The sequence below is a fragment of the Streptomyces sp. PR69 genome, from assembly GCF_026420845.1.
Taxonomy (GTDB): domain Bacteria; phylum Actinomycetota; class Actinomycetes; order Streptomycetales; family Streptomycetaceae; genus Streptomyces.
This window is the reverse complement of sequence record NZ_JAOWCB010000021.1, coordinates 65,954-89,784: the sequence shown is the minus strand read 5'-3', so window position 1 is coordinate 89,784 and position 23,831 is coordinate 65,954. Positions and strand designations below refer to the sequence as shown.

General features: G+C 69.8%; 19 protein-coding genes. 3 read left to right on the top strand and 16 right to left on the bottom strand.

Annotation, left to right across the window (positions count from 1 at the left end; all coding sequences use genetic code 11):
- Nucleotides 1-220 precede the first annotated feature (220 nt).
- Entirely contained in the window at nucleotides 221-2,233 is a 2,013-nt protein-coding gene (locus tag OF819_RS20235) for a CocE/NonD family hydrolase (RefSeq protein ID WP_267245007.1), read from the top strand.
- A 79-nt stretch (nucleotides 2,234-2,312) separates the two neighbouring features.
- The gene (fahA, locus tag OF819_RS20230) at nucleotides 2,313-3,551 is read left to right on the top strand and encodes a fumarylacetoacetase (protein ID WP_267245006.1); all 1,239 of its coding nucleotides are present in this window, start codon (nucleotides 2,313-2,315) and stop codon (nucleotides 3,549-3,551) included.
- 476 nt (nucleotides 3,552-4,027) lie between these two features.
- Here fahA and nuoN read toward each other — a convergent pair whose 3' ends face one another.
- The 14 genes from nuoN to OF819_RS20160 are packed head-to-tail and all read right to left on the bottom strand — an operon-like array spanning nucleotide 4,028 to nucleotide 20,025.
- Nucleotides 4,028-5,680, bottom strand: coding sequence for an NADH-quinone oxidoreductase subunit NuoN (gene nuoN, locus OF819_RS20225; protein ID WP_267245005.1), 1,653 nt, complete (start codon nucleotides 5,678-5,680; stop codon nucleotides 4,028-4,030).
- Entirely contained in the window at nucleotides 5,677-7,272 is a 1,596-nt protein-coding gene (locus OF819_RS20220) for an NADH-quinone oxidoreductase subunit M (protein WP_267245004.1), read from the bottom strand. Before OF819_RS20220 ends, nuoN begins: the two co-directional genes overlap by 4 nt.
- Nucleotides 7,273-7,274: 2 nt before the next feature.
- The gene (gene nuoL, locus OF819_RS20215) at nucleotides 7,275-9,170 is read right to left on the bottom strand and encodes an NADH-quinone oxidoreductase subunit L (RefSeq protein ID WP_267245003.1); all 1,896 of its coding nucleotides are present in this window, start codon (nucleotides 9,168-9,170) and stop codon (nucleotides 7,275-7,277) included.
- Nucleotides 9,171-9,183: 13 nt separating this feature from the next.
- Nucleotides 9,184-9,483: an NADH-quinone oxidoreductase subunit NuoK gene (gene nuoK / locus OF819_RS20210; RefSeq protein ID WP_267245002.1), complete on the bottom strand. Its 300-nt coding sequence runs from the start codon at nucleotides 9,481-9,483 to the stop codon at nucleotides 9,184-9,186.
- A complete protein-coding gene (locus OF819_RS20205; RefSeq protein WP_267245001.1) occupies nucleotides 9,480-10,298 on the bottom strand; it encodes an NADH-quinone oxidoreductase subunit J in 819 nt (272 codons plus the stop codon). The genes nuoK and OF819_RS20205 overlap by 4 nt, the downstream gene beginning before the upstream one ends.
- Nucleotides 10,295-10,966, bottom strand: coding sequence for an NADH-quinone oxidoreductase subunit NuoI (gene nuoI / locus OF819_RS20200; RefSeq protein ID WP_267245000.1), 672 nt, complete (start codon nucleotides 10,964-10,966; stop codon nucleotides 10,295-10,297). The genes OF819_RS20205 and nuoI overlap by 4 nt, the downstream gene beginning before the upstream one ends.
- Nucleotides 10,959-12,353 carry an NADH-quinone oxidoreductase subunit NuoH gene (gene nuoH, locus OF819_RS20195; protein WP_267244999.1) on the bottom strand — a complete coding sequence of 465 codons (1,395 nt, stop codon included), beginning with the start codon at nucleotides 12,351-12,353 and terminating at the stop codon, nucleotides 10,959-10,961. Before nuoH ends, nuoI begins: the two co-directional genes overlap by 8 nt.
- Nucleotides 12,350-14,851, bottom strand: coding sequence for an NADH-quinone oxidoreductase subunit G (locus OF819_RS20190; RefSeq protein ID WP_267244998.1), 2,502 nt, complete (start codon nucleotides 14,849-14,851; stop codon nucleotides 12,350-12,352). The genes nuoH and OF819_RS20190 overlap by 4 nt, the downstream gene beginning before the upstream one ends.
- Nucleotides 14,848-16,224: an NADH-quinone oxidoreductase subunit NuoF gene (gene nuoF, locus OF819_RS20185; RefSeq protein ID WP_267244997.1), complete on the bottom strand. Its 1,377-nt coding sequence runs from the start codon at nucleotides 16,222-16,224 to the stop codon at nucleotides 14,848-14,850. The genes OF819_RS20190 and nuoF overlap by 4 nt, the downstream gene beginning before the upstream one ends.
- The gene (gene nuoE / locus OF819_RS20180; protein ID WP_267244996.1) at nucleotides 16,224-16,991 is read right to left on the bottom strand and encodes an NADH-quinone oxidoreductase subunit NuoE; all 768 of its coding nucleotides are present in this window, start codon (nucleotides 16,989-16,991) and stop codon (nucleotides 16,224-16,226) included. Before nuoE ends, nuoF begins: the two co-directional genes overlap by 1 nt.
- Nucleotides 16,991-18,313 (bottom strand): NADH-quinone oxidoreductase subunit D, encoded by a 1,323-nt coding sequence (locus OF819_RS20175; protein WP_267244995.1) that lies wholly within the window; start codon nucleotides 18,311-18,313, stop codon nucleotides 16,991-16,993. Before OF819_RS20175 ends, nuoE begins: the two co-directional genes overlap by 1 nt.
- Nucleotides 18,310-19,068: an NADH-quinone oxidoreductase subunit C gene (locus tag OF819_RS20170; RefSeq protein ID WP_267244994.1), complete on the bottom strand. Its 759-nt coding sequence runs from the start codon at nucleotides 19,066-19,068 to the stop codon at nucleotides 18,310-18,312. The genes OF819_RS20175 and OF819_RS20170 overlap by 4 nt, the downstream gene beginning before the upstream one ends.
- Nucleotides 19,065-19,619, bottom strand: a complete 555-nt coding sequence (locus OF819_RS20165; protein WP_267244993.1) for a NuoB/complex I 20 kDa subunit family protein — start codon at nucleotides 19,617-19,619, stop codon at nucleotides 19,065-19,067. The genes OF819_RS20170 and OF819_RS20165 overlap by 4 nt, the downstream gene beginning before the upstream one ends.
- A 46-nt stretch (nucleotides 19,620-19,665) precedes the next feature.
- Complete coding sequence (locus OF819_RS20160) at nucleotides 19,666-20,025, bottom strand: NADH-quinone oxidoreductase subunit A (RefSeq protein WP_267244992.1); 360 nt, start codon at nucleotides 20,023-20,025, stop codon at nucleotides 19,666-19,668.
- Between the two features lie 715 nt (nucleotides 20,026-20,740).
- Here OF819_RS20160 and OF819_RS20155 point away from each other — a divergent pair.
- Complete coding sequence (locus tag OF819_RS20155; RefSeq protein ID WP_267244991.1) at nucleotides 20,741-21,616, top strand: C40 family peptidase; 876 nt, start codon at nucleotides 20,741-20,743, stop codon at nucleotides 21,614-21,616.
- Between the two features lie 89 nt (nucleotides 21,617-21,705).
- Here OF819_RS20155 and OF819_RS20150 read toward each other — a convergent pair whose 3' ends face one another.
- Nucleotides 21,706-22,992, bottom strand: coding sequence for a geranylgeranyl reductase family protein (locus OF819_RS20150; RefSeq protein WP_267244990.1), 1,287 nt, complete (start codon nucleotides 22,990-22,992; stop codon nucleotides 21,706-21,708).
- Nucleotides 22,993-23,110: 118 nt separating this feature from the next.
- Nucleotides 23,111-23,809, bottom strand: coding sequence for a demethylmenaquinone methyltransferase (locus tag OF819_RS20145; RefSeq protein ID WP_267244989.1), 699 nt, complete (start codon nucleotides 23,807-23,809; stop codon nucleotides 23,111-23,113).
- Nucleotides 23,810-23,831: the final 22 nt, after the last annotated feature.

Below are 23,831 nucleotides of genomic sequence, written 5' to 3'. Positions count from 1 at the left end.
ACGGATTGTCGATGTGTCGCTGGATTCACTCAAGTCAGCGTATCCGGTCGCGTTTCGATCACCGTGGGCGGCCGTCCGCCGCCGCCGGTATGTTCGGGAACAGGAGATACGCCGTCTTTTTATCTCTTTCGAGGCTTTTCATGGCTTCTCGAAACTTTGTACGGAGCTTGTTCGAATACCCCACCCGCAGGGCACGGCAGGGCGAAGGCAGGTCATCCCCATGCGCCGCATCCGCACCGACTTCCCCTATGAGACCGTCCACGAGGACGTCCGCATCCCACTGCGGGACGGGGTGAGACTCTACGCGCGGGTGTGGCGGCCGCTGACCGACGAGCCGGTCCCCGCACTGCTCGAATACGTCCCCTACCGGCTCACCGACTGGACCGCACCGCGCGACTGGCAGCGCCACCCCTGGTACGCGGGCCACGGCTATGCCTCCGTACGCGTCGACGTACGCGGCCACGGCAACAGCGAGGGGCTGCCCGGCGACGAGTACACGCCTGCCGAGACGTCCGACGGCGTGGAAGTGATCAACTGGCTGGCGGCGCAGCCCTGGTGCAGCGGACGGGTCGGCATGTTCGGCATCTCCTGGGGCGGCTATACGGCCCTGCGGATCGCCGCGCGCGCCCCCGAGCCGCTCGCGGCGGCAGTGGCCGTGTGCACCGGAGACGACCGGTACGACAACGATGTGCACTATCTGGGCGGCGCCCTGCTCGCAGAGGGCATGCACGCCCGCTCCGCCGCGATGCTCGCCCTCGCCGCCCGCCCCCCGGACCCCGTATACGCCGGGAAAGGCTGGCGGGAGCTGTGGCTGAAGCGCCTCGACGCCCTGGAACCGCTGATCCACACCTGGCTGGCCCACCAGACCCGAGACGCCTACTGGACCGAGAGCAGCGTCCGCGAGGACTGCGCCACGATCGAAGCCGCGGTGCTCGCGGTCGGCGGCTGGCACGACCCCTACCGGGACGCGGTGCTGCGGCTCGTGGAGCTGCTGCCGCCCGACCGGGTGCGCGGCATCATCGGCCCCTGGTCGCACCAGTACCCCGACCGGGGCAGACCGCCGGGCCCGTCGATCGGCTTCCTCCAGGAGACGCTCCGCTGGTGGGACCGCCATCTCAAGGACGTGGACAACGACGTGCTGTCCGAGCCGCTTCTGCGCTGCTGGATCAGCCGCTCCCACCCGCCCGCGACGGTCTGCCCCGAGCTGTCGGGACGCTGGGTCGGCGAGCCCGCCTGGCCGTCGCCGCACCTCGCCCCCGTGACATACGGGCTGACGGGCGCACCCGTGCTCGTACGCTCGCCGGAGCACACCGGTCTGGACGCCGGGCGGTACCTCCCGCTCGGCGATGACGCGGATCTGCCGCCCGACCAGCGGGCCGAGGACGCGCACTCCGCGTGCTTCGACTTCCCGGTCAGCGAGGCGGACGGCCCGGTCGAGATCCTCGGCTGCCCGCGGGTGACCCTGCGGCTGCGGCTCGACGTCCCCTACGGGCAGGTGGCCGCCCGGCTCTGCGATGTCGCGCCAGACGGCGCGTCCACCCTGGTCACACGGGGCGTCCTCAATCTCGCCGCGCGCCACGGCCACGACCGGGCCGACGCCTGGCAGCCCGGCGCGAGCGAGAGCGTGGCCTTCGAGCTGAGCGCCATCGGCCACACCTTCCCGCCCGGCCATCGCATCCGGCTGGCCGTCTCCTCCGCGTACTGGCCGTGGATCTGGCCGCAGAGCCCCGGCGCGCACGAGGACCCCGGCTTCACCCTGGAACCCTCCGGCTCCCGTCTGGAGCTGCCCGTACGCACCCCGACCGAGGACACCATCGCCTTCGAGGAGCCGGAGCAGTCCGAACCGCTGGGCGTCAGCTCGCCCGCCACACTCGACGGACAGCGGCCGGAGCGCCTGGTGATCCGCGATGTCGCCAAGGGCGAGTGGCGGCTGGAGCTCGCCCCCCGCTTCAGCGGCACCCGGCTCCACCCCGACGGGCTCGAATACACCGAGGACGTCCTTGACACCTACACCGTCCAGGAGGACGACCCGCTGTCGGCCCACGCCCGGTCCGACTGGACGATCCGGCTGCACCGCCCCGACCTGCCCTGGGACGCACGCCTGGAATCCCGCTCAGAACTGGGCTGCGACGAAACCGACTTCCTCGTCTCCAACGAGCTGGTCTGCCGCGACGGCGAGGAGATCGTCTTCCACCGGACCTGGGAGAAGCACATCCCGCGCCGGGAAAACTGATCTCCCGGTCCCTCTACGTGCCCCCTGGCCGCCCCACGTAACGTGGCCCCCACACCCGTGGAAAGCGAGGCAAGCACCGATGCCCGAGCAGAGCCCGCAGCAGAGCCCGCTCGATCTCCCCGAGGGCGACCCCTTCGGCCCGCACAACCTCCCGTACGGCGTCTTCACCACGGCCGGCGAACCCGAGCGCCGCAGGCTCGGCGTCCGCATCGGCCGCCATGCGCTCGACCTCGGGGCCGCGGCGCACGCCCTCGGCTCCCCTTACGCCGCCCTGTTGGCGCAGCCGAGCCTCAACCCGCTGCTGGCTGCCGGGCGGACCGTATGGCGGGACGTACGGCGGGCGATCACCGCATGGGTCACCGTGCCCGCGCACCGGCCCCAGATCGAGCCGCTGCTGCACCCGCTGGACTCGCTCACCATGCATCTGCCCTACGAGGTCGCGGACTACGTCGACTTCTACGCGAGCGAGAACCACGCGGCCAACGTGGGCCGGATGTTCCGCCCGGACGGCGAGCCGCTCACCCCCAACTGGAAGCATCTGCCGATCGGTTACCACGGCCGGTCAGGGACGGTCGTCGTCTCCGGCACGGATGTGGTGCGGCCCTCCGGCCAGCGCAAGACCCCGGCCGACGCCGCGCCCGTCTTCGGCCCGTCCGTGAAGCTCGACATCGAGGCGGAGGTCGGCTTCCTCGTCGGCACGCCCTCCGAACTGGGCCGCCCCGTGGGGCTCGGGGACTTCCGCGACCACGTCTTCGGACTGTCCCTGCTGAACGACTGGTCCGCCCGCGACATCCAGGCCTGGGAGTATGTGCCGCTCGGGCCGTTCCTCGGCAAGTCCTTCGCCACCTCCGTCTCCGCGTGGGTCACCCCCCTGGAGGCGCTGGACGAGGCGCGGGTCGCCCCGCCCGCCCGCGACGTGCCCGTCCTGCCGTACCTCGACGACTCCGCGGAGGACGAGCCCGGCGGCTACGACCTGCGGATCTCGGTCGCGGTCAACGGCCATGTGATCGCGGAGCCGCCGTTCGCCACGATGTACTGGACGGCCGCGCAGCAGCTCGCCCATATGACGGTCAACGGCGCGTCGCTGCGCACCGGCGACCTCTTCGGCTCCGGCACGGTCAGCGGCCCCGAGGTCCACCAGCGGGGCTCGCTGCTGGAGCTGACCTGGAACGGCCGGGACGCGCTTGACCTTCCCGAGGGCAAGCGGACGTTCCTGGAGGACGGCGACGAGGTCACGATGACGGCGTGGGCGCCGGGGGCGGACGGTACGCGGGTGGGACTGGGCGAGGTCACGGGCCGGGTGCGGCCCGCGGCCTGACCTGCGCTCAGCCATAACTGGGGGCTCCGCCCCCAGACCCCCGCGCCTCAATCGCCGGCGGGGCTGGTTTTCCGGCCCCTGCGCCTCAATCGCCGGCGGGGCCGAATGTGGCCGCCAACGTCGGCCGGGCCGAATGCGCCGGGTCCTGCACCTCAAACGCCGACGAGGCTGAATGTGGGCCTCAGACGCCAGCCGGGCCGAATGCGCCGGGTCTCAAAACGCCGACGGGGCTGGATTGGCGCAGCCAATGCAGCCCCGTCGGGGGGCACTCCCGGACTTCGTCCGGCGGAGCTTGAGTTCACGGCCGAAGGCCGTACCGGCGCGGGCGGCGCGAAGCTGCCGCCCACTGGGGCGCGGGGCGCCAGCCCCGCAGCCCCTCCCCCCGAAGGGGGGCTGGGGGCTTAAGCCCCCGGTTACGGGAAGTGGGGGTCCCCCACGCCCCCAGGGCGTAGGGGGAGGCGGGGGAAACACCACAGCTACCGCACGAAGCCGCTCGCCTGACCCGCCAGGTCCAGGAAGTACTGCGGCGCCACCCCCAGCACCACCGTCACCGCCACGCCGACCGCGATCGTCGTCATCGTCAGCGGTGAGGGGACGGCGACCGTCGGGCCCTCCGGCCTGGGCTCGCTGAAGAACATCAGCACGATCACCCGGATATAGAAGAACGCCGCGATGGCCGAGGCGATCACGCCGATCACCACCAGCGCCCCCGCACCGCCCTCCGCCGCCGCCTTGAAGACGGCGAACTTGCCGGCGAAGCCGCTGGTCAGCGGAATGCCGGCGAAGGCGAGCAGAAACACCGCGAACACCGCGGCCGCCAGCGGCGAACGCCGCCCGAGCCCCGCCCACTTGGACAGATGCGTCGCCTCGCCGCTCGCGTCCCGCACCAGCGTCACCACGGCGAACGCGCCGATCGTCACAAAGGAGTACGCGGCCAGATAGAAGAGCACGGAGGAGATGCCGTCGGGCGTCAGCGCGATCACACCGGCCAGGATGAAGCCCGCGTGTGCGATGGACGAGTAGGCCAGCAGCCGCTTGACGTCGGTCTGGGTGATCGCCACGATCGCGCCGCCCAGCATGGTCACGATCGCCACGCCCCACAGCACCGGCCGCCAGTCCCAGGTCAGGCCGGGCAGCACCACATACAGCAGGCGCAGCAGCGCACCGAAAGCGGCGACCTTGGTGGCCGCGGCCATAAAGCCGGTCACCGGGGTCGGCGCGCCCTGGTAGACGTCCGGGGTCCACATATGGAACGGCACCGCGCCCACCTTGAACAGCAGGCCCATCAGCAGCATCGCGCCGCCGACCAGCAGCAGCGCGTCATTGCCCATGGTCTGGGCGAGCGCCGGGTCGATCGTGCGGACGCTGCCGTCGACGACCTCCGCGATGCGCGCGTAGGACACCGAGCCCGCGTACCCGTACAGCAGGGCGATCCCGAAGAGCAGGAAGGCGGAGGAGAACGCACCCAGCAGGAAGTACTTGACCGCAGCCTCCTGCGACATCAGCCGCTTGCGGCGGGCCAGTGCGCACAGCAGATACAGCGGAAGGGAGAAGACCTCCAGGGCGATGAAGAGCGTCAGCAGGTCGTTGGCGGCCGGGAAGACCAGCATGCCGGTGACGGCGAACAGCATCAGCGGGAACACCTCGGTGGTGGTGAACCCGGCCCGCACCGCGGCCTGCTCGCCCTCGCCGCCGGGCACCGAACCGGCCTGCGCGACGAAGGAGTCGACCCGCTTGCCGTGCGCCCGCGGGTCGAGCCGGCGCTCGGCGAAGGTGAACACGGAGACCAGCGAGGCCAGCAGGATCGTGCCCTGCAGGAACAGCGCGGGCCCGTCGACCGCGATCGCACCCATCGCCGCGATCTGCACCTTGGTCGTGCCATGGCCGGTGGCCGCCAGCCCGACCACCGCCGCAAAGGCGGCGGCCAGGGCCGTGACCGAGAGGAACAGCTGCGAGTGGTAGCGGGCCTTACGGGGGACGACCACCTCCACCAGCACCCCGAGGACCGCCGCGCCGACGACGATCAGCATGGGGGTGAGCTGGGCGTACTCGATATGCGGCGCGGGGATCGAGTCGACCGGCTGCTGCGCCGCCGTCGTCCACAGGCTGTGGACAGCTGACGTGCTCACTTGGCTGCCTCCACATCGGGCCGGGGGTCCTGCCGCTGAACATCGGACATGGTGTGCTCCACCGCCGGATTGACGATCTCGGTCACCGGCTTCGGATAGACGCCGAGGAAGATCAGCAGCGCGATCAGCGGGGCGACCACCGCCAGCTCACGTACCCGGAGGTCCGGCATGGACCGCACCTCCTCCTTGACCGGGCCGGTCATGGTGCGCTGATAGAGCACCAGGACATAGAGGGCCGCCAGCACGATGCCAAAGGTGGCGATGATCCCGGCGGCCGGATAGCGGGTGAATGTGCCGACCAGGACCAGGAATTCACTGACGAACGGCGCGAGCCCGGGCAGCGACAGCGTGGCCAGACCGCCCACCAGGAAGGTGCCCGCGAGCACCGGCGCCACCTTCTGCACTCCGCCGTAGTCGGCGATGAGGCGCGAGCCGCGCCGCGAGATCAGGAATCCGGCCACCAGCATCAGCGCGGCCGTCGAGATCCCGTGGTTGACCATATAGAGCGTCGCGCCGGACTGACCCTGGCTGGTCATCGCGAAGATGCCGAGGATGATGAAGCCAAAGTGGGAGATCGAGGCATAGGCGATCAGCCGCTTGATGTCGCGCTGGCCGACCGCGAGCAGTGCGCCGTAGACGATGCTGATCAGCGACAGCACGATGATCACCGGAGTGGCCCACTTCGACGCCTCGGGAAAGAGCTGGAGGCAGAAGCGGAGCATCGCGAAGGTGCCGACCTTGTCGACGACCGCCGTGATCAGCACGGCGACGGGGGCGGTCGCCTCGCCCATGGCGTTGGGCAGCCAGGTGTGCAGCGGCCACAGCGGGGCCTTGATCGCGAAGGCGAAGAAGAACCCGAGGAAGAGCAGCCGCTCCGTGGTGGTCGCCATCTCCAGCTCGCCGCTCGCCCGCGCCGCGGCGATCTCTGTGAGCGAGAAGCTCCCGGCGACGACATGGAGCCCGATGACGGCGGCCAGCATGATCAGCCCGCCGGCCAGGTTGTAGAGCAGGAACTTCACGGCCGCGTACGACCGCTGGGTGGCGGCCGCCTCCTCGCCCTGCGCATGGGCGCGGTCTCCGAAGCCGCCGATGAGGAAGTACATCGGGATGAGCATGGCCTCGAAGAGGATGTAGAAGAGGAAGACGTCGGTGGCCTCGAAGGAGAGGATCACCATCGCCTCGACCATCAGGATCAGCGCGAAGAAGCCCTGGGTGGGCCGCCACCGGGAGGACTTCCCCCCGGCGGGGCCGCCGTCGGACACGGCGAGGGGGTCGGCGTCATGCCAGCCGGCCAGGATGACAAAGGGCACCAGCAGCGCGGTGAGCGCCAGCAGCGTCACCCCGATGCCGTCCACTCCCAGCTCGTAGCGGACGCCGAAGTCGGCGATCCAGGCGTGGGATTCGGTGAGCTGATAGCGCGCTCCGCCGGGCTCGAACCGTACGAGCACGGTCACGGCCAGCGCCAGCGTGCCGAGGGAGAAGAGCAGCGCGAGCCATTTGGCCGCGGTGCGGCGGGCGGCGGGGACGGCGGCGACGGCGATCGCGCCGGCCGCCGGGAGCGCCGCCGTCGCCGTCAGCAGGGGAAAGGACATGGTCAGACCGCCCTCATCAGCAGGGTCGCGGCGATCAGCACCGCTGCACCTCCGAACATCGAGACCGCATAGGTGCGGGCGTAGCCGTTCTGCAGCTTGCGCAGCCGGCCGGAGAGACCGCCGAAGCCGGCGGCCGTGCCGTTGACCACCCCGTCGACCAGGGTGTGGTCGACATAGACGAGCGAGCGGGTCAGATGCTCGCCCCCGCGGACCAGGACCACATGGTTGAAGTCGTCCTGAAGGAGATCCCGGCGGGCGGCCCGGGTGAGCAGCGAGCCGCGCGGGGCGGTGACGGGCACCGGCCGGGCGCCGTACATCACATAGGCGAGGGCGGCGCCGACCAGCAGCACCGCGATGGTGGACGCGGTGATGGCCGGCACGCTGATCACCGGGTGGGGGTGCTCGAATTCGGTGACGGGGGCGAGCCAGTTGGCGAACCGGTCTCCGACGCCGAGGAACGCGCCCGCGCCGACCGAGCCGACAGCGAGCAGGATCATCGGGATGGTCATGGTGCGCGGCGCCTCGTGCGGATGCGGCTCATTGCCCTCGGCGTCAGGCTGCCAGCGCTGCTTGCCGAAGAAGGTCATCAGCATCACGCGGGTCATATAGAAGGCGGTGATGCCGGCGCCCAGCAGCGCGACGCCTCCGAAGATCCAGGCCCGGGCGCCCTCCTGGGCGAAGGCCGCCTCGATGATCTTGTCCTTGGAGAAGAAGCCGGAGAACGGCGGCATGCCGATGATGGCGAGATAGCCGAGCCCGAAGGTCACAAAGGTGACCGGAAGATACTTCCGGAGGCCGCCGTACTTCCTCATGTCGACTTCGTCGTTCATGCCGTGCATGACCGATCCGGCGCCGAGGAACAGCCCGGCCTTGAAGAAGCCGTGCGTCACCAGGTGCATGATGGCGAAGGCGTAGCCGATGGGGCCGAGCCCGGCCGCCAGGGTCATATAGCCGATCTGCGACATGGTGGAGCCGGCCAGCGCCTTCTTGATGTCGTCCTTGGCGCAACCGACGATCGCACCGAAGAGGAGTGTGACCGCGCCGACGACCACGACCGCGAGCTGTGCGTCCGGCGCGGCGTTGAAGATCGCGCCGGAGCGGACGATCAGATAGACGCCCGCGGTCACCATGGTGGCCGCGTGAATCAGGGCGGAGACGGGAGTGGGGCCCTCCATCGCGTCCCCCAGCCAGGACTGCAGCGGCACCTGGGCGGACTTGCCGCAGGCGGCCAGCAGCAGGAGCAGCCCGATGGCCGTCAGCATGGCCTCGCTGGTCTCGCCGGTCGACTCCAGCACCGGGGTGAACGCGAAGGTGCCGAAGGTGGCGAACATCAGCATGACGGCGATCGACAGGCCCATGTCGCCGACCCGGTTGACCAGAAACGCCTTCTTGGCGGCCGTCGCCGCGCTCGGCTTGTGCTGCCAGAAGCCGATCAGCAGATACGAGGCGAGGCCGACGCCCTCCCAGCCGACGTACAGCAGCAGATAGTTGTCGGCGAGGACCAGCAGCAGCATGGCCGCGAGAAAGAGGTTCAGATAGCCGAAGAAGCGGCGGCGGCGCTCGTCGTGCTCCATGTATCCCACGGAGTACAGATGGATGAGCGAGCCGACGCCGGTGATCAGCAGCACGAATGTCATCGACAGCTGGTCCAGCTGGAAGGCGACGTCCGCCTGGAAGCCCTCGACGGGCACCCAGCTGAACAGCTGCTGCTGTACGGTCCGGTCGTCCGCGGCCTTGCCCAGCATGTCGGCGAAGAGCACCGTGCCGAGAAGAAAGGACACAAAGGCGAGCACGGTGCCGATCCAGTGCCCGGCGCCGTCGAGCCGCCGTCCGCCGCACAGCAGCAGCGCCGCTCCGAGCAGGGGCGCCGCGATCAGCAGCGCAATCAGATTGTCCACGGTCAGCGTCCCCTTACAGCTTCATCAGGCTGGCGTCGTCGACCGAGGCCGAGTGACGGGAGCGGAACAGCGACACGATGATCGCGAGCCCGACCACGACCTCCGCGGCGGCGACGACCATCGTGAAGAAGGCGACGACCTGGCCGTCGAGGTTGCCGTGCATCCGGGAGAAGGTGACGAGCGACAGATTGCAGGCGTTGAGCATCAGCTCCACGCTCATGAACACCACGATCGCGTTCCGCCGGATCAGCACGCCCGCAGCGCCGATGGTGAACAGCAGCGCGGAGAGGTAGAGATAGTTGACCGGGTTCACTTGACCGCCTCCTCGTCCCGGCCGAGCCGCTCCTCGGAGCGCTGCTCCAGCGCCTTGAGGTCGTTCAGCGCCTCGCTCGACACATCGCGGATCTGGCCGCGCTCCCGCAGGGTCTTGCTGACGGTCAGCTCGGACGGGGTGCCGTCGGGCAGCAGTCCGGCGATGTCCACGGCGTTGTGCCGGGCGTAGACGCCAGGTGCGGGCAGCGGCGGCAGCTGCTTGCCTTCCCGCACGCGCTGCTCGGCCAGCTCACGCTGGGTCCTGGCCCGCTCGGTGCGCTCCCGGTGGGTCAGCACCATGGCCCCCACCGTGGCGGTGATCAGCAGTGCGCCGGTGATCTCGAAGGCGAACACATAGCGGGTGAAGATCAGCCGGGCCAGCCCTTCGACATTGCCGCCGTGGGCGGTGTTGGCCGCGCCAAGGCCGTTGAACGTCGACAGGGAGGCATGGCCGATGCCGGCGATCAGCAGGACGCCGAAGCCGAGCCCGCAGCCCGCGGCGAGCCAGCGCTGCCCTTTGAGGGTCTCCTTGAGGGAGTCCGCGGCCGTCACGCCGACGAGCATCACGACGAACAGGAACAGCATCATGATCGCGCCGGTGTAGACGATGATCTGGACGACGCCCAGGAAGTAGGCGCCGTTGGCCAGGTAGAACACCGCCAGCACGATCATGGTCCCGGCCAGGCAGAGCGCGCTGTGCACGGCCTTCTTCATCAGGATGGTGCACAGCGCCCCGATGACGGCGACGGCGCCGAGGATCCAGAACTGGACGGCCTCGCCGGTGGAGGTCAGGGTGGCGGCGAGGGTGGTGTTCATGCGTCCGCCACCTCCTCCTGCCGCCGCTCCTGCTCCCGTCCCCGCTCCTGCTCCTGTCCCTGCTGCTTCTCCTTCTCGTCGTTCTCCTGGGACACGGGCCGCTGGCGGACGGTGCCGGGCGCGGCCTCGGTCACCAGCCCCCGGTAGTAGTCCTGTTCGTCCATGCCGGGGTAGATGGCGTGCGGGGTGTCGACCATGCCCTCCTCCAGACCGGCCAGGAGCTGGTCCTTGGTGAAGATGAGGTTGGCCCGGCTGCTGTCGGCCAGCTCGAACTCATTGGTCATCGTCAGCGCGCGCGTCGGGCACGCCTCGATGCACAGCCCGCAGAAGATGCAGCGGGCGTAGTTGATCTGGTAGACGCGGCCGTACCGCTCGCCCGGGGAGTAGCGCTCCTCGTCCGTGTTGTCCGCGCCTTCCACATAGATGGCGTCGGCGGGGCAGGCCCAGGCGCACAGCTCGCAGCCGACGCACTTCTCCAGGCCGTCGGGGTGGCGGTTGAGCTGATGCCGGCCGTGGAAGCGCGGCGCTGTGACCTTCCGCTGTTCCGGGTACTGCTCGGTCAGCCGCTTTCGGAACATGGCCTTGAAGGTCACGCCGAAGCCGGCCACGGGATTGTGGAACGCGGACGCTTGCGCGGATGTGGATGTGGTCTCGTTCTCCTCAGACACCGTCAGCCTCCTTTCCGTCACTTGCAGTATCCGGGCCGCCACTGACAATGAGCTCGCGCTCGCGGCGCGGCCTGCGCCGCGGCACGGGCGGCAGGGTCTGTCCGGGCAGCGGCGGCACGGGGAACCCGCCGGCCATCGGGTCGAATTCGGCCGGCGGCCGCTTGGCCGCCGCCTCCTCCTCCGCCTTCTCCTGCCGGCCGCGGAAGAGGTCCGCGACGAAGGACAGCAGCAGGACGGCGAGGACCGCGCCGCCGACGTACAGCACGATCTCCTGGAAGTCGTAGTTCTGGTTCCGCAGCGCCCGCACGGTGGCCACCAGCATCAGCCAGGCCACCGAGACCGGGATGAGGACCTTCCAGCCGAGCTTCATCAACTGGTCGTAGCGGACCCGCGGGAGCGTGCCGCGCAGCCAGATGAAGAAGAACAACACCAGGTGCAGCTTGAGCGTGAACCAGAGCAGCGGCCACCAGCCGTGGTTCGCGCCCTCCCAGACCGCGGACACCGGGTACGGAACCCGCCAGCCGCCCAGGAAGAGGGTCACCGACACCGCGGCGACCGTGACCATGTTGATGTACTCGGCCAGCATGAACATCGCGAACTTGATGGAGCTGTATTCGGTGTTGAAGCCGCCGACCAGGTCGCCTTCGGACTCCGGCATGTCGAAGGGTGCGCGGTTGACCTCGCCGACCATCGTCACCACATAGATCAGGAACGACACCGGCAGCAGCACCACGTACCAGCGGTCCGCCTGCGCGTCCACGATCGCCGAGGTCGACATCGACCCGGAGTACAGGAAGACGGAGGCGAAGGCCGCGCCCATCGCGATCTCGTACGAGATCATCTGTGCGCAGGCCCGCAGTCCGCCGAGCAGCGGGTAGGTCGATCCGGAGGACCAGCCGGCCAGCACGATGCCGTAGATGCCGACCGACGCGACCGCGAGGATGTAGAGCATCGCGATCGGCAGATCGGTGAGCTGCATCGTGGTGCGCTGGCCGAAGACCGAGACCTCGTTGCCCGCGGGGCCGAAGGGGATCACGGCGAATGCCATGAAGGCGGGGATCGCGGCCACGACCGGTGCGAGGACATAGACCGCCTTGTCGGCCCGCCGGACGACGACGTCTTCCTTGAGCATCAGCTTGACGCCGTCGGCGAGCGACTGCAGCAGCCCCCAGGGGCCGTGCCGGTTAGGGCCGATGCGCCGCTGCATCCAGGCCACCACCTTGCGCTCCCACACGATGGAGAACAGCACGGTGACCATCAGAAAGGCGAAGCAGAACACCGCCTTGAGGGCGATGAGCCACCAGGGGTCCCGTCCGAACATGGACAGGTCTTCAAGGGCCAGGTCCTCAAGGGCCAGGGCTGGGTTCACAGCCGGGTTCGCCGTCATGCCTCCACCTCACTCGCCGCCGTGTCCGGCGCTCCCGGAGCCGCCGTGATGCGCACCAGTTCGCCGGGGCGGGCGCCGGTGTCCGACAGGACGCCGCCGCCCGTGGAGTTCAGCGGCAGCCACACCACCCGGTCGGGCATCTCGCTCACGTGCAGCGGCAGCCGCACGGCGCCCGCGGGCCCGGACACCTGGAGCACATCGCCGTCCTTGACGCCGGTCTCGGCTGCGGTCGCGGCGGACAGCCGGACCACTGCCGCGTGCCGGGTGGCGGCCAGCGCCGGGTCGCCCTCCTGGAGGACGCCCTGGTCGAGCAGCATCCGGTGGCCGCCGAGGACCGCTTCTCCGGGCCCGGGGCGCGGCAGCGGCCGCGCCGACCCCGCGGGTTCGCCCGCCCGGGGCCCGTCCCAGCGGCCGAGCCGGTCCATCTCCCGCCGCACGGAGAGCAGATCGGGCAGGGCGAGGTCGCGGTCGAGGGCGTCGGCAAGCATATGCAGCACGCGCGCGTCCGCTGGAGCGGGCGTACGGGTCAGCTGGTCCGGCTTGAGCGCCGCCTCGAACATCCGCACCCGGCCTTCCCAGTTGAGGAACGCGCCGGGCTTCTCGGCGACGGCCGCGACCGGGAGGACGACATCCGCGTGTGCGGTCACCTCGCCGGGCCGCAGCTCCAGGGAGACCGTGAACGCCGCGGCGAGCGCCTCACGCGCGCGTGCCGGGTCGGGCAGATCGGCCACCTCGACCCCGCCGACCAGCAGCGCGGCCAGCTCGCCGGTGGCGGCGGCCTCCACGATCTGGCCGGTGTCGCGGCCGTAGCGGTGCGGAAGCTCCCGTACGCGCCAGACGGCGGCGGTCTCCTCACGCGCGCGTGGATCGGTGGCGGGCCGGCCGCCCGGCAGCAGCGAGGGGATCGCGCCCGCCTCGACCGCGCCGCGTTCGCCCGCCCGGCGCGGAATCCACACCAGCCGCGCCCCGGTGGCCGCAGCGGCGCGCACGGCGGCGGTCAGCGCGCCGGGCACGCCCGCGAGCCGCTCGCCGACGATCAGCACCGCGCCCTCGGTCCGCAGCGCCCGGGCCGCCGCCTCGCCGTCCCCGTCCAGGCCGGCGCCCGCGGCGAGCGCGTCCAGCCATTCGGTCTCGGTGCCGGGCGCGGCGGGCAGCAGGGTGCCGCCGGCCTTGACCAGGCCGCGTGTGGCGTGCGTGGCGAGCGCGAAGGTGCGCTGACCGTGTTTCCGGTTCGCCTTGCGCAGCCGCAGAAAGACGCCGGGCGCCTCCTCCTCGGACTCGAACCCGGCGAGCAGCACGGCCGGGGCCTTCTCCAGCGCCGTGTATGTCACACCCGTGGAGTCCAGATCACGGCCGCGGCCGGCGATCTGGGCGGCCAGGAAGTCGGCCTCCTCGCTGCTGTGCACGCGCGCGCGGAAGTCGACGTCGTTGGTGTCGAGGACGACCCGCGCGAACTTGGCGTACGCGTAGGCGTCCTCGACGGTCAGCCGGCCGCCCGCCAGCACCCCGGCCCGGCCGCGCGCGGCGGCCAGCCCTTCGGCAGCCGCGGCCAGCGCCTCTGGCCAGCCGGCCGGCTCCAGTTCACCGGTGTCCCGGTTGCGCACCAGCGGGCCGGTGAGCCGGTCGCGCTGCTGGGCGTAGCGGAAGGCGAAGCGGCCCTTGTCGCACAGCCACTCCTCGTTGACCTCCGGGTCGTCGGCGGCCAGCCGCCGCATGACCTTGCCGCGCCGGTGGTCGGTGCGGGTGGCGCAGCCGCCGGCGCAGTGCTCGCACACGCTGGGCGAGGACACCAGGTCGAAGGGGCGGGAGCGGAAGCGGTACGCGGCCGAGGTGAGCGCGCCCACCGGGCAGATCTGGATGGTGTTGCCGGAGAAGTACGACTCGAAGGGGTCGCCCACTCCGGTGCCGACCTGCTGCAGCGCGCCCCGCTCCAGCATTTCGATCATCGGGTCGCCCGCGATCTGGTTGGAGAAGCGGGTGCAGCGTGCGCACAGGACGCAGCGCTCGCGGTCGAGCAGCACCTGCGGGGAGATCGGCACAGGCTTCTCGAAGGTGCGCTTCTTGCCGTCGAAGCGGGATTCGGCGTCGCCGTGCGACATGGCCTGGTTCTGCAGCGGGCACTCGCCCCCCTTGTCGCAGACCGGGCAGTCCAGCGGATGGTTGATCAGCAGCAGCTCCATCACACCCCGCTGGGCCTTCTCGGCGACCGGGGAGCTGAGCTGCGTCTTGACGACCATGCCGTCGGTGCAGGCGATGGTGCAGGACGCCATCGGCTTGCGCTGGCCCTCGACCTCGACGATGCACTGGCGGCAGGCGCCTGCCGGGTCGAGGAGGGGATGGTCGCAGAAGCGGGGGATCTCGATGCCGAGCTGTTCGGCGGCCCGGATCACCAGCGTCCCCTTGGGGACGGAGATCTCGACGCCGTCGACAGTGAGGGTGACCAGGTCCTCGGCGGGCACGGCGCCCCCTCCCGCGCTGCCGGACGTGGTGACGGTCATGACCGCGCCTCCAGGTGCTTGTCGGCCCACGCCGTGGACTTCGCTGGGTCGAAGGGACAGCCGCCTTGGGTGATGTGCTGCTCGTACTCCTCCCGGAAGTACTTCAGCGAGGAGAAGATCGGCGAGGCGGCGCCGTCGCCGAGGGCGCAGAACGACTTGCCGTTGATGTTGTCGGCGATGTCGTTCAGCTTGTCGAGGTCGGAGAGGATTCCACCCCCGTTTTCGATGGCACGCAGCAGCTGGACGAGCCAGTAGGTGCCCTCCCGGCAGGGGGTGCACTTGCCGCAGGACTCATGGGCGTAGAACTCGGTCCAGCGGGTGACGGCCCGCACCACGCAGGTGGTCTCGTCGAAGCACTGGAGCGCCTTGGTGCCGAGCATGGACCCGGCCGCGCCCACGGCCTCGTAGTCCAGCGGGACGTCGAGGTGTTCGTCGGTGAGCAGCGGGGTGGAGGAGCCTCCGGGGGTCCAGAACTTCAGCCGGTGGCCGGGGCGCATCCCGCCGCTCATGTCGAGGAGCTGACGCAGCGTGATGCCGAGCGGGCCCTCGTACTGTCCGGGGCTGGCGACATGGCCGCTGAGCGAGTAGAGAGTGAAGCCGGGGGACTTCTCGCTGCCCATCGACCGGAACCATTCCTTGCCGCGGTTGACGATCGCGGGAACCGACGCGATGGACTCGACGTTGTTCACCACAGTGGGGCATGCGTACAGACCGGCGACGGCGGGGAAGGGGGGCCGCAGCCGGGGCTGGCCGCGCCGCCCTTCCAGGGAGTCCAGCAGCGCGGTCTCCTCGCCGCAGATATACGCGCCCGCGCCCGCGTGCACGGTGATGTCAAGGTCGAGTCCGCTGCCGAGGATGTTCGCGCCGAGGTAGCCGGCCTCGTATGCCTCGCGGACCGCCAGATGGAGCCGGCGCAGTACGGGTACCACCTCGCCGCGCAGATAGATGAAGGCGCGACTGGAGCGGATCGCATAACAGGCGATGATCATTCCCTCGATGAGGGAGTGCGGATTGGCGAACATCAGGGGGATGTCCTTGCAGGTGCCGGGCTCCGACTCGTCGGCGTTGACGACGAGATAGTGCGGCTTGCCGTCGCCCTGCGGGATGAACTGCCATTTCATGCCGGTCGGGAAGCCGGCGCCGCCGCGGCCGCGGAGCCCGGAGTCCTTGATGTACGCGATGAGGTCGTCGGGCGCCATGGCGAGCGCCTTGCGCAGCCCTTCGTACCCCTCGTGACGCCGGTAGGTCTCAAGCGTCCAGGACTGCTCCTCGTCCCAGAAGGCGGAGAGCACGGGCGCGAGGAGCTTCTCCGGGCTCGCGCCTCCCCCGGCCTCCGGCTGGGACGCGCCCCCGTATTCGGTGGACACGGTCATCACTCCCCCTCCTCGGTTGCGGCGCCGTCGGCGGACGGAGGCTCCTGGACGGTCTCGGCGCGCGGGGAGACCACCCGCGCCGCGGGCTTCTCGCCCCTGGCCAGGCGCAGCCCGATGAGGGAGGCGGGCCCCGCGCCGCCGGTGGCCTCGACCGCTCCGGGGCGCTCGTCGGGGAAACCGGCGAGGATGCGGGCGGTCTCCTTGAAGGTGCACAGCGGGGCGCCTCGGGTGGGCTCGACAGGGCGGCCCGCCCGCAGGTCGTCAACGAGCCGCCGGGCGCTCTCGGGCGTCTGGTTGTCGAAGAACTCCCAGTTGACCATCACCACGGGCGCGAAGTCGCAGGCGGCGTTGCACTCGATGTGCTCCAGCGTGACCTTGCCGTCGTCTGTAGTCTCGCCGTTGCCGACGCCGAGGTGCTCCTGGAGTTCGCCGAAGATGGCGTCGCCGCCCATGACCGCGCACAGGGTGTTGGTGCACACGCCGACCTGGTAGTCGCCGGAGGGCCTGCGGCGGTACATGGTGTAGAAGCTGGCGACGGCGGTGACCTCGGCGGTGGTCAGGTCCAGCATCTCCGCGCAGAACTGCATGCCGGTGCGGGTGACATGGCCTTCCTCGGACTGCACCAGATGCAGCAGCGGCAGCAGCGCGGAGCGGCTGTGCGGATAGCGGGAGATGATCTCCTTGGCGTCGGCCTCCAGCCTGGCCCGCACCTCGGCCGGGTAGGCGGGGGCGGGCGGCTGGGGCATCCCCAGAGATACGTCCGTCATTACCGGTCGACGCCTCCCATCACGGGGTCGATGGACGCCACGGCCACGATCACGTCGGCGACCTGGCCGCCTTCGCACATCGCCGCCATGGCCTGGAGATTGGTGAAGGACGGGTCGCGGAAGTGCACCCGGTAGGGGCGGGTGCCGCCGTCGGAGACGACATGTGCGCCCAGCTCGCCGCGGGGCGACTCGACGGCCGCGTACACCTGCCCGGGCGGCACCCGGAAGCCCTCGGTGACCAGCTTGAAGTGGTGGATCAGGGCCTCCATGGAGGTGCCCATGATCTTCTTGATGTGGTCCAGGGAGTTGCCAAGCCCGTCGGGGCCGAGCGCCAGCTGCGCGGGCCAGGCGATCTTCTTGTCGGCGACCATCACCGGGCCCGGCTGAAGCCGGTCGAGGCACTGTTCGACGATGCGCAGCGACTGGCGCATCTCCTCCAGGCGGATCAGAAAGCGGCCGTAGGAGTCGCACGTGTCGGCGGTCGGGACGTCGAAGTCGTAGGTCTCGTAGCCGCAGTAGGGGTCGGTCTTGCGCAGGTCGTGCGCGAGGCCGGTGGAGCGCAGTATCGGGCCGGTCACGCCGAGGGCCATACAGCCGGCGAGGTCGAGATAGCCGATGTCCTGCAGCCGGGCCTTGAAGATGGGGTTGCCGGTGGCGAGCTTGTCGTACTCCGGCAGGTTCTTCTTCATGGTCTTGAGGAACTCGCGCAGCTGGTCGATGGCGCCGGGCGGCAGATCCTGGGCGAGTCCGCCGGGGCGGATGAAGGCGTGGTTCATCCGCAGCCCGGTGATCAGCTCGAAGACGTCGAGGATCAGCTCCCGGTCGCGGAAGCCATAGACCATGATCGTGGTGGCGCCGAGTTCCATGCCGCCGGTGGCGATGGCCACCAGATGCGAGGAGATCCGGTTGAGCTCCATCAGCAGCACCCGGATGACCCGGGCGCGCTCCGGGATCTGGTCCTCGATGCCGAGGAGCCGCTCCACGCCCATGCAGTACGCCTGCTCGTTGAAGAACGGCGTCAGATAGTCCGCGCGTGTGACGAAGGTGGTGCCCTGCGTCCAGTTGCGGAATTCGAGGTTTTTCTCGATGCCGGTGTGGAGGTAGCCGATGCCGCAGCGGGCCTCGGTGACGGTCTCGCCGTCGATCTCCAGGATGAGTCGGAGCACCCCATGGGTGGAGGGGTGCTGGGGGCCCATGTTGAGGACGATGCGTTCGTCGTCGGCCTTGACCGCGGACTGGACGAATTCGTCCCAGTCGCCGCCGGTGACCGTGTAGACGGTCCCCTCGGTGGTCTCGCGCGCCGAAGCAGATGGCGTTGTCATGAGTACGACCTCCGCTGGTCCGGAGCCGGGATCTGGGCGCCCTTGTATTCGACGGCGATGCCGCCGAGGGGGTAGTCCTTGCGCTGCGGGAAGCCCTGCCAGTCGTCCGGCATCATGATCCGGGTGAGGGCCGGGTGTCCGTCGAAGACGAGCCCGAAGAAGTCGTAGGTCTCGCGCTCATGCCAGTCGTTGGTCGGATAGACCGACACCAGGGACGGGATGTGCGGATCGTCGTCCGGGGCCGAGACCTCAAGGCGGAGCAGCCGGCCGTGGGTGAGCGAGCGCAGATGGTAGACGGCGTGCAGCTCGCGGCCCTTGTCCTGCGGGTAGTGGACGCCGCTGACGCCGGTGCACAGCTCGAAGCGGAGCGCGGGGTCGTCGCGCAGGGTGCGGGCGACGAGCGCCAGATGCTCGCGGGCGATGTGGAAGGTGAGCTCGCCGCGGTCGACGACCGTCTTCTCGATGGCGTTCTCGGGGACGAGGCCCTGCTCCTCCAGCGCGCCTTCGAGTTCATCGGCGACCTCGTCGAATTCCCCGTACGCGTCCTTGCCGCGCGGGCCCCCGTACGGGCGGGCTGCCGGGCCGGGCAGCCGTACGGAGCGGACGAGGCCGCCGTAGCCGGAGGTGTCGCCGCCGTTGTTCGCGCCGAACATGCCGCGCTGGACCCGGATCTCCTCGCCGTGCTCGCCCCGCTGGCCCGGCAGATTCTGCTCGCTGAGCTCCTTCTCGGGGTTCGGCTCGGTGGGCTCGCTCATCGCAGCAGCCCCTTCATCTCGATGGTGGGGAGCGCGGCGAGGGCCGCCTCCTCCGCCTCGCGGGCCGCTTCCTCCGCATTGACGCCGAGCTTGGACGTCCGGATCTTCTCGTGGAGTTTGAGGATCGAGTCCATCAGCATCTCCGGGCGGGGCGGGCAGCCTGGCAAATAGATGTCGACGGGGACAACATGATCAACGCCCTGCACAATCGCGTAATTGTTGAACATTCCACCCGATGAAGCGCAAACCCCCATGGAAATCACCCACTTGGGGTTGGCCATCTGGTCATAGACCTGCCGCAGGACCGGCGCCATCTTCTGGCTGACCCGCCCCGCGACGATCATCAGATCGGCCTGGCGCGGCGAGCCGCGGAAGACCTCCATGCCGAAGCGGGCCAGGTCGTACCGGCCGGCGCCGGTCGTCATCATCTCGATGGCGCAGCAGGCCAGCCCGAAAGTCGCCGGGAAGACGGATGACTTGCGCACCCAGCCCGCGGCCTGTTCGACGGTGGTCAGCAGAAAGCCGCTCGGCAGCTTCTCTTCGAGTCCCATTGGTGTGCTCCTGACGCCGCTTGAGTAGTCCTGGCCCTGTGGTCGCTCAGTCCCATTCCAGGCCGCCGCGCCGCCACACATAGGCATAGGCGACAAAGACGGTCAGAACGAAGAGCACCATCTCCACCAGCCCGAAAAGCCCCAGCGCGTCGAAGGTGACGGCCCAGGGGTAGAGGAAGACGATCTCGATGTCGAAGACGATGAAGAGCATCGCCGTCAGGTAGTACTTGATCGGGAAGCGGCCGCCGCCGGCCGGCGTGGGCGTGGGCTCGATGCCGCACTCGTACGCTTCGAGCTTCGCCCGGTTGTAGCGCTTGGGGCCAGTGAGCGTGGCCATGACCACGGAGAAGATCGCAAACCCTGCCCCGAGGGCGCCGAGCACAAGGATGGGCGCGTAGGCATTCACCCTCCTCGCTCCTTCCAGTCGTCCTTGACCGTTGGACCGCACCGGGCTTCCCCATCGCCGCCTCGCGAAGATCGTGCACATGTGAGGCAGTTCACAAGCCCGACTGCCACGCATCCTATGCCCGCCGGTCTGTGATCTGCGACACGGGGTACCGCAAGGAGTTTGTGATCTTTGACACCTGACGAAGGATCATGAAGCCGGATGAGAAGTGATCTTCATACGCGAAGCGTCCGAGCGGTTGCCATACGTGACATCCGCGCCCGTTTTCGCTGGTCGAAGCGGGGTTGCCATATCAAACGATGGGAGCTACAGGCAAATTCGCAAGGGACCGTTCCGGGTGATATTGGACCCGCGGTCACTCGCGCGAGGGTCCCGGCGGAGCGAAGTGGACAGCCGCCGCCGGGCCGCGCACTCGTTCACACATTCACGAGCAATCGAGCCGCCGCTGGACGGTGACCTTTCTGTGACCTGCGCCACTCGCCCAGGCGGCCGCTGAAAGCGGGCTTGGCCAACGGACCGCGGGAGTGGTAAGCCCCCGGCAATTCGGACGTTTCACAGAAAGCCCATGATCACAGCCGTGATCACCCATGCCCGTTTTGACCGTTACGGCGTCAATAAAGGCGCGAAGGAAACGGATTCACGGGTTCCGCACGCAACTGTGGCGCAACACACGTTTCTTGAAGGGAACCGTCCTGGCTTGATAGCGGTTGTTCTCATGTCCCAGACCGCTCACATACCCAGCCACCGGAAGCCCCGCCGCAGCGCCTCGAAGCTCTCGCTGCGCGCCGGAGTTGCCGGTGGCGTCCTCAGCACCTTTGCGGTGGCCGGTGCGGCCGGTCCGGCGAACGCCGACCCGGTGACCGAGACCATCGAGATGCCCACGATCACCGCCGACCTCTCGGTCGCCGCCGCGCAGGCCGCCGCGGCCACCCAGCGGGTCGCCCTCGACCTCGAACTCCAGGCGCAGCACGACGAACTGCGCGCCCAGGAGGACGCCGCCGCGGAGAAGGCCGCCAAGGCCGCCAAGAAGGCCAAGGAAGAGGCGGACCGCAAGGCTGAGGCCGAGGCGAAGGAGGAGGCCAGGAAGCGCGCCGAGGCCGAGGCCAAGGAGCGTGCCTCCCGCACCGCCGAGCGCACCTCCCTGTCCTCGTACAGCGCCTCCGGCTCGTCCAGCTCCTCCGGCTCCGCAGGCTCCTCGGCGAGTGCCGGCGCCTCCAGCAGCTCGCAGCAGGCCACGGGCAGTGTCGCGACCGTCATCAGCTTCCTCAAGGCGCAGCTCGGCGACGCCTACATCATGGGCGCCACCGGCCCCAACGCCTGGGACTGCTCCAGCCTGGTCCAGGCCGCGTTCCGCCAGGTCGGCATCGAGCTGCCCCGCGTCTCGCAGGCCCAGTCGACCGCGGGCACCCAGGTGAGCCTGTCGAACCTCCAGGTGGGCGACATCCTCTACTGGGGCGCCGCGGGCTCCGCGTACCACACGGGCGTCTACATCGGGAACGGCCAGTACCTTGACGCCGCCAACCCCGGCAAGGGCGTGGTGATCCAGGACCTGTCGGGCTACCCGGCGACCGGCGCGGTCCGCGTCCTGTAGCTCGCTCTCCCACGTCGTGAGGGCCGCCGCTCCCGGAGTTCCGGGGACGGCGGCCCTCACGTCGTATGAGCCCTGTGCGGGAGCCCGGCTCAGGCCTTCGGCGCCGCCTTCGACAGGCCGTTGATGATGCGGTCCATCGCATCGCCGCCCGTGGGGTCGGTCAGGTTCGCCAGCATCTTCAGCGTGAACTTCATCAGCACCGGGTGTGTGAGTCCCCGCTGGGTGGCGATCTTCATGACCTTAGGATTGCCGATGAGCTTCACAAACGCACGGCCGAGCGTGTAGTAGCCGCCGTAGGTGTCCTTGAGGACCTTGGGGTAGTGGAGCAGGGCGGCCTCGCGCTGGGCCGGGGTGCGGCGCGCATGGGCCTGCACGATGACGTCGGCGGCGATCTGGCCGGACTCCATGGCGTATGCGATGCCCTCGCCGTTGAACGGGTTGACCAGGCCGCCCGCGTCCCCGACCAGCAGCAGTCCGCGGGTGTAGTGCGGCTGCCGGTTGAACGCCATGGGCAGCGCCGCGCCGCGGATCGGTCCTGTCATGTTCTCGGGGACGTACCCCCAGTCCTCCGGCATCGAGGCGCACCATGTCTTGAGGACCTCGCGCCAGTCCAGCTCGCGGAAGGAGGCGGTGGTGTTCAGCACGCCGAGGCCGACGTTGGAGGTGCCGTCGCCCATGCCGAAGATCCAGCCGTAGCCGGGCAGCAGCCGGTCCTCGCCGGGCCCGCGGCGGTCCCACAGCTCCAGCCACGACTCCAGATAGTCGTCGTCGTGGCGCGGCGAGGTGAAGTAGGTGCGCACGGCCACGCCCATGGGACGGTCCTCGCGGCGGTGCAGACCCATCGCCAGGGAGATCCGGGAGGAGTTGCCGTCGGCGGCGACGACGAGCGGGGCGCGGAAGACGACGTCCCGCTTCTCCTCGCCCAGCTTGGCGTGCACGCCCGTGATGCGGCCGGTGCGGTCGTCCAGGACCGGGGCGCCGACGTTGCAGCGCTCGTACAGCCGCGCCCCCGCCTTCTGCGCCTGCCGGGCCAGCTGCTCGTCGAAGTCATCGCGCTTGCGGACCAGTCCGTAGTCCGGATACGAGGCCAGATCCGGCCAGTCGAGCTGGAGCCGCACCCCGCCGCCGATGATCCGCAGGCCCTTGTTGCGCAGCCAGCCGGCTTCCTCGGAGATGTCGACGCCCATCGCCACCAGCTGTTTGACGGCGCGGGGCGTGAGGCCGTCGCCGCAGACCTTCTCCCGCGGGAAGGCGGTCTTCTCCAGCAGCAGGACGTCCAGCCCCGCCTTGGCGAGGTGGTACGCGGTTGTGGAGCCGGCCGGGCCTGCCCCGACGACGATCACATCGGCGGTGTGTTCGGAGAGGGGCTCGGTCACGGCGGGGGCTCCCGATTACTCGATTGTGCGTACCGAACGGCACAGGACATGTGCAGTCTATGGTGGCGCGCTGATCACAAGCCGAGGGGCTCCATGCGGGGGCTCCCGCCCTCCAGCCTCAGGCCACCGGCTTGACGCCCCGGTGCAGGGCCACGATCCCCCCGGTCAGATTGCGCCATGCGACCCCCGCCCAGCCGGCCCGCTGCAGCAGCCGCGCCAGCTCAGCCTGTTCGGGCCACGAGCGGATCGACTCGGCGAGATAGACGTACGCCTCGGGGTTGGACGACACGGCCCGCGCCACCGGCGGCAGCGCCCGCATCAGATACTCCTCGTACACCGTCCGGAACGGCGCCCAGGCAGGATGCGAGAACTCGCAGATCACCACCCGCCCGCCGGGCCTGGTCACCCGGTACATCTCGCGCAGCGCCGCCTCGGTGTCCTGGACGTTGCGCAGCCCGAAGGAGATCGTCACCGCGTCGAAGACGTCGTCCCTGAACGGCAGTTTCATCGCGTCGCCCGCGGTCAGCGGCAGCCACGGGTGACGCTTCTTGCCCTCGCGGAGCATCCCGAGCGAGAAGTCGCACGGCACGACATACGCCCCGCGCTCGGTGAACGGCATCGACGACGTCCCGGTGCCGGCCGCCAGATCCAGCACCTTCTGCGCGGGGCGCGCGTCCACCGCCCTGGCGACCTCCCGCCGCCAGCGCCGGTCCTGGCCGAGCGAGAGCACGTCGTTGGTGAGGTCGTAGTTGGCCGCCACGTCGTCGAACATGGAGGCGACTTCATGCGGCTGCTTGTCCAGCGAGGCTCGGGTCACGTGCCCCATTGTGCCGGTCGGG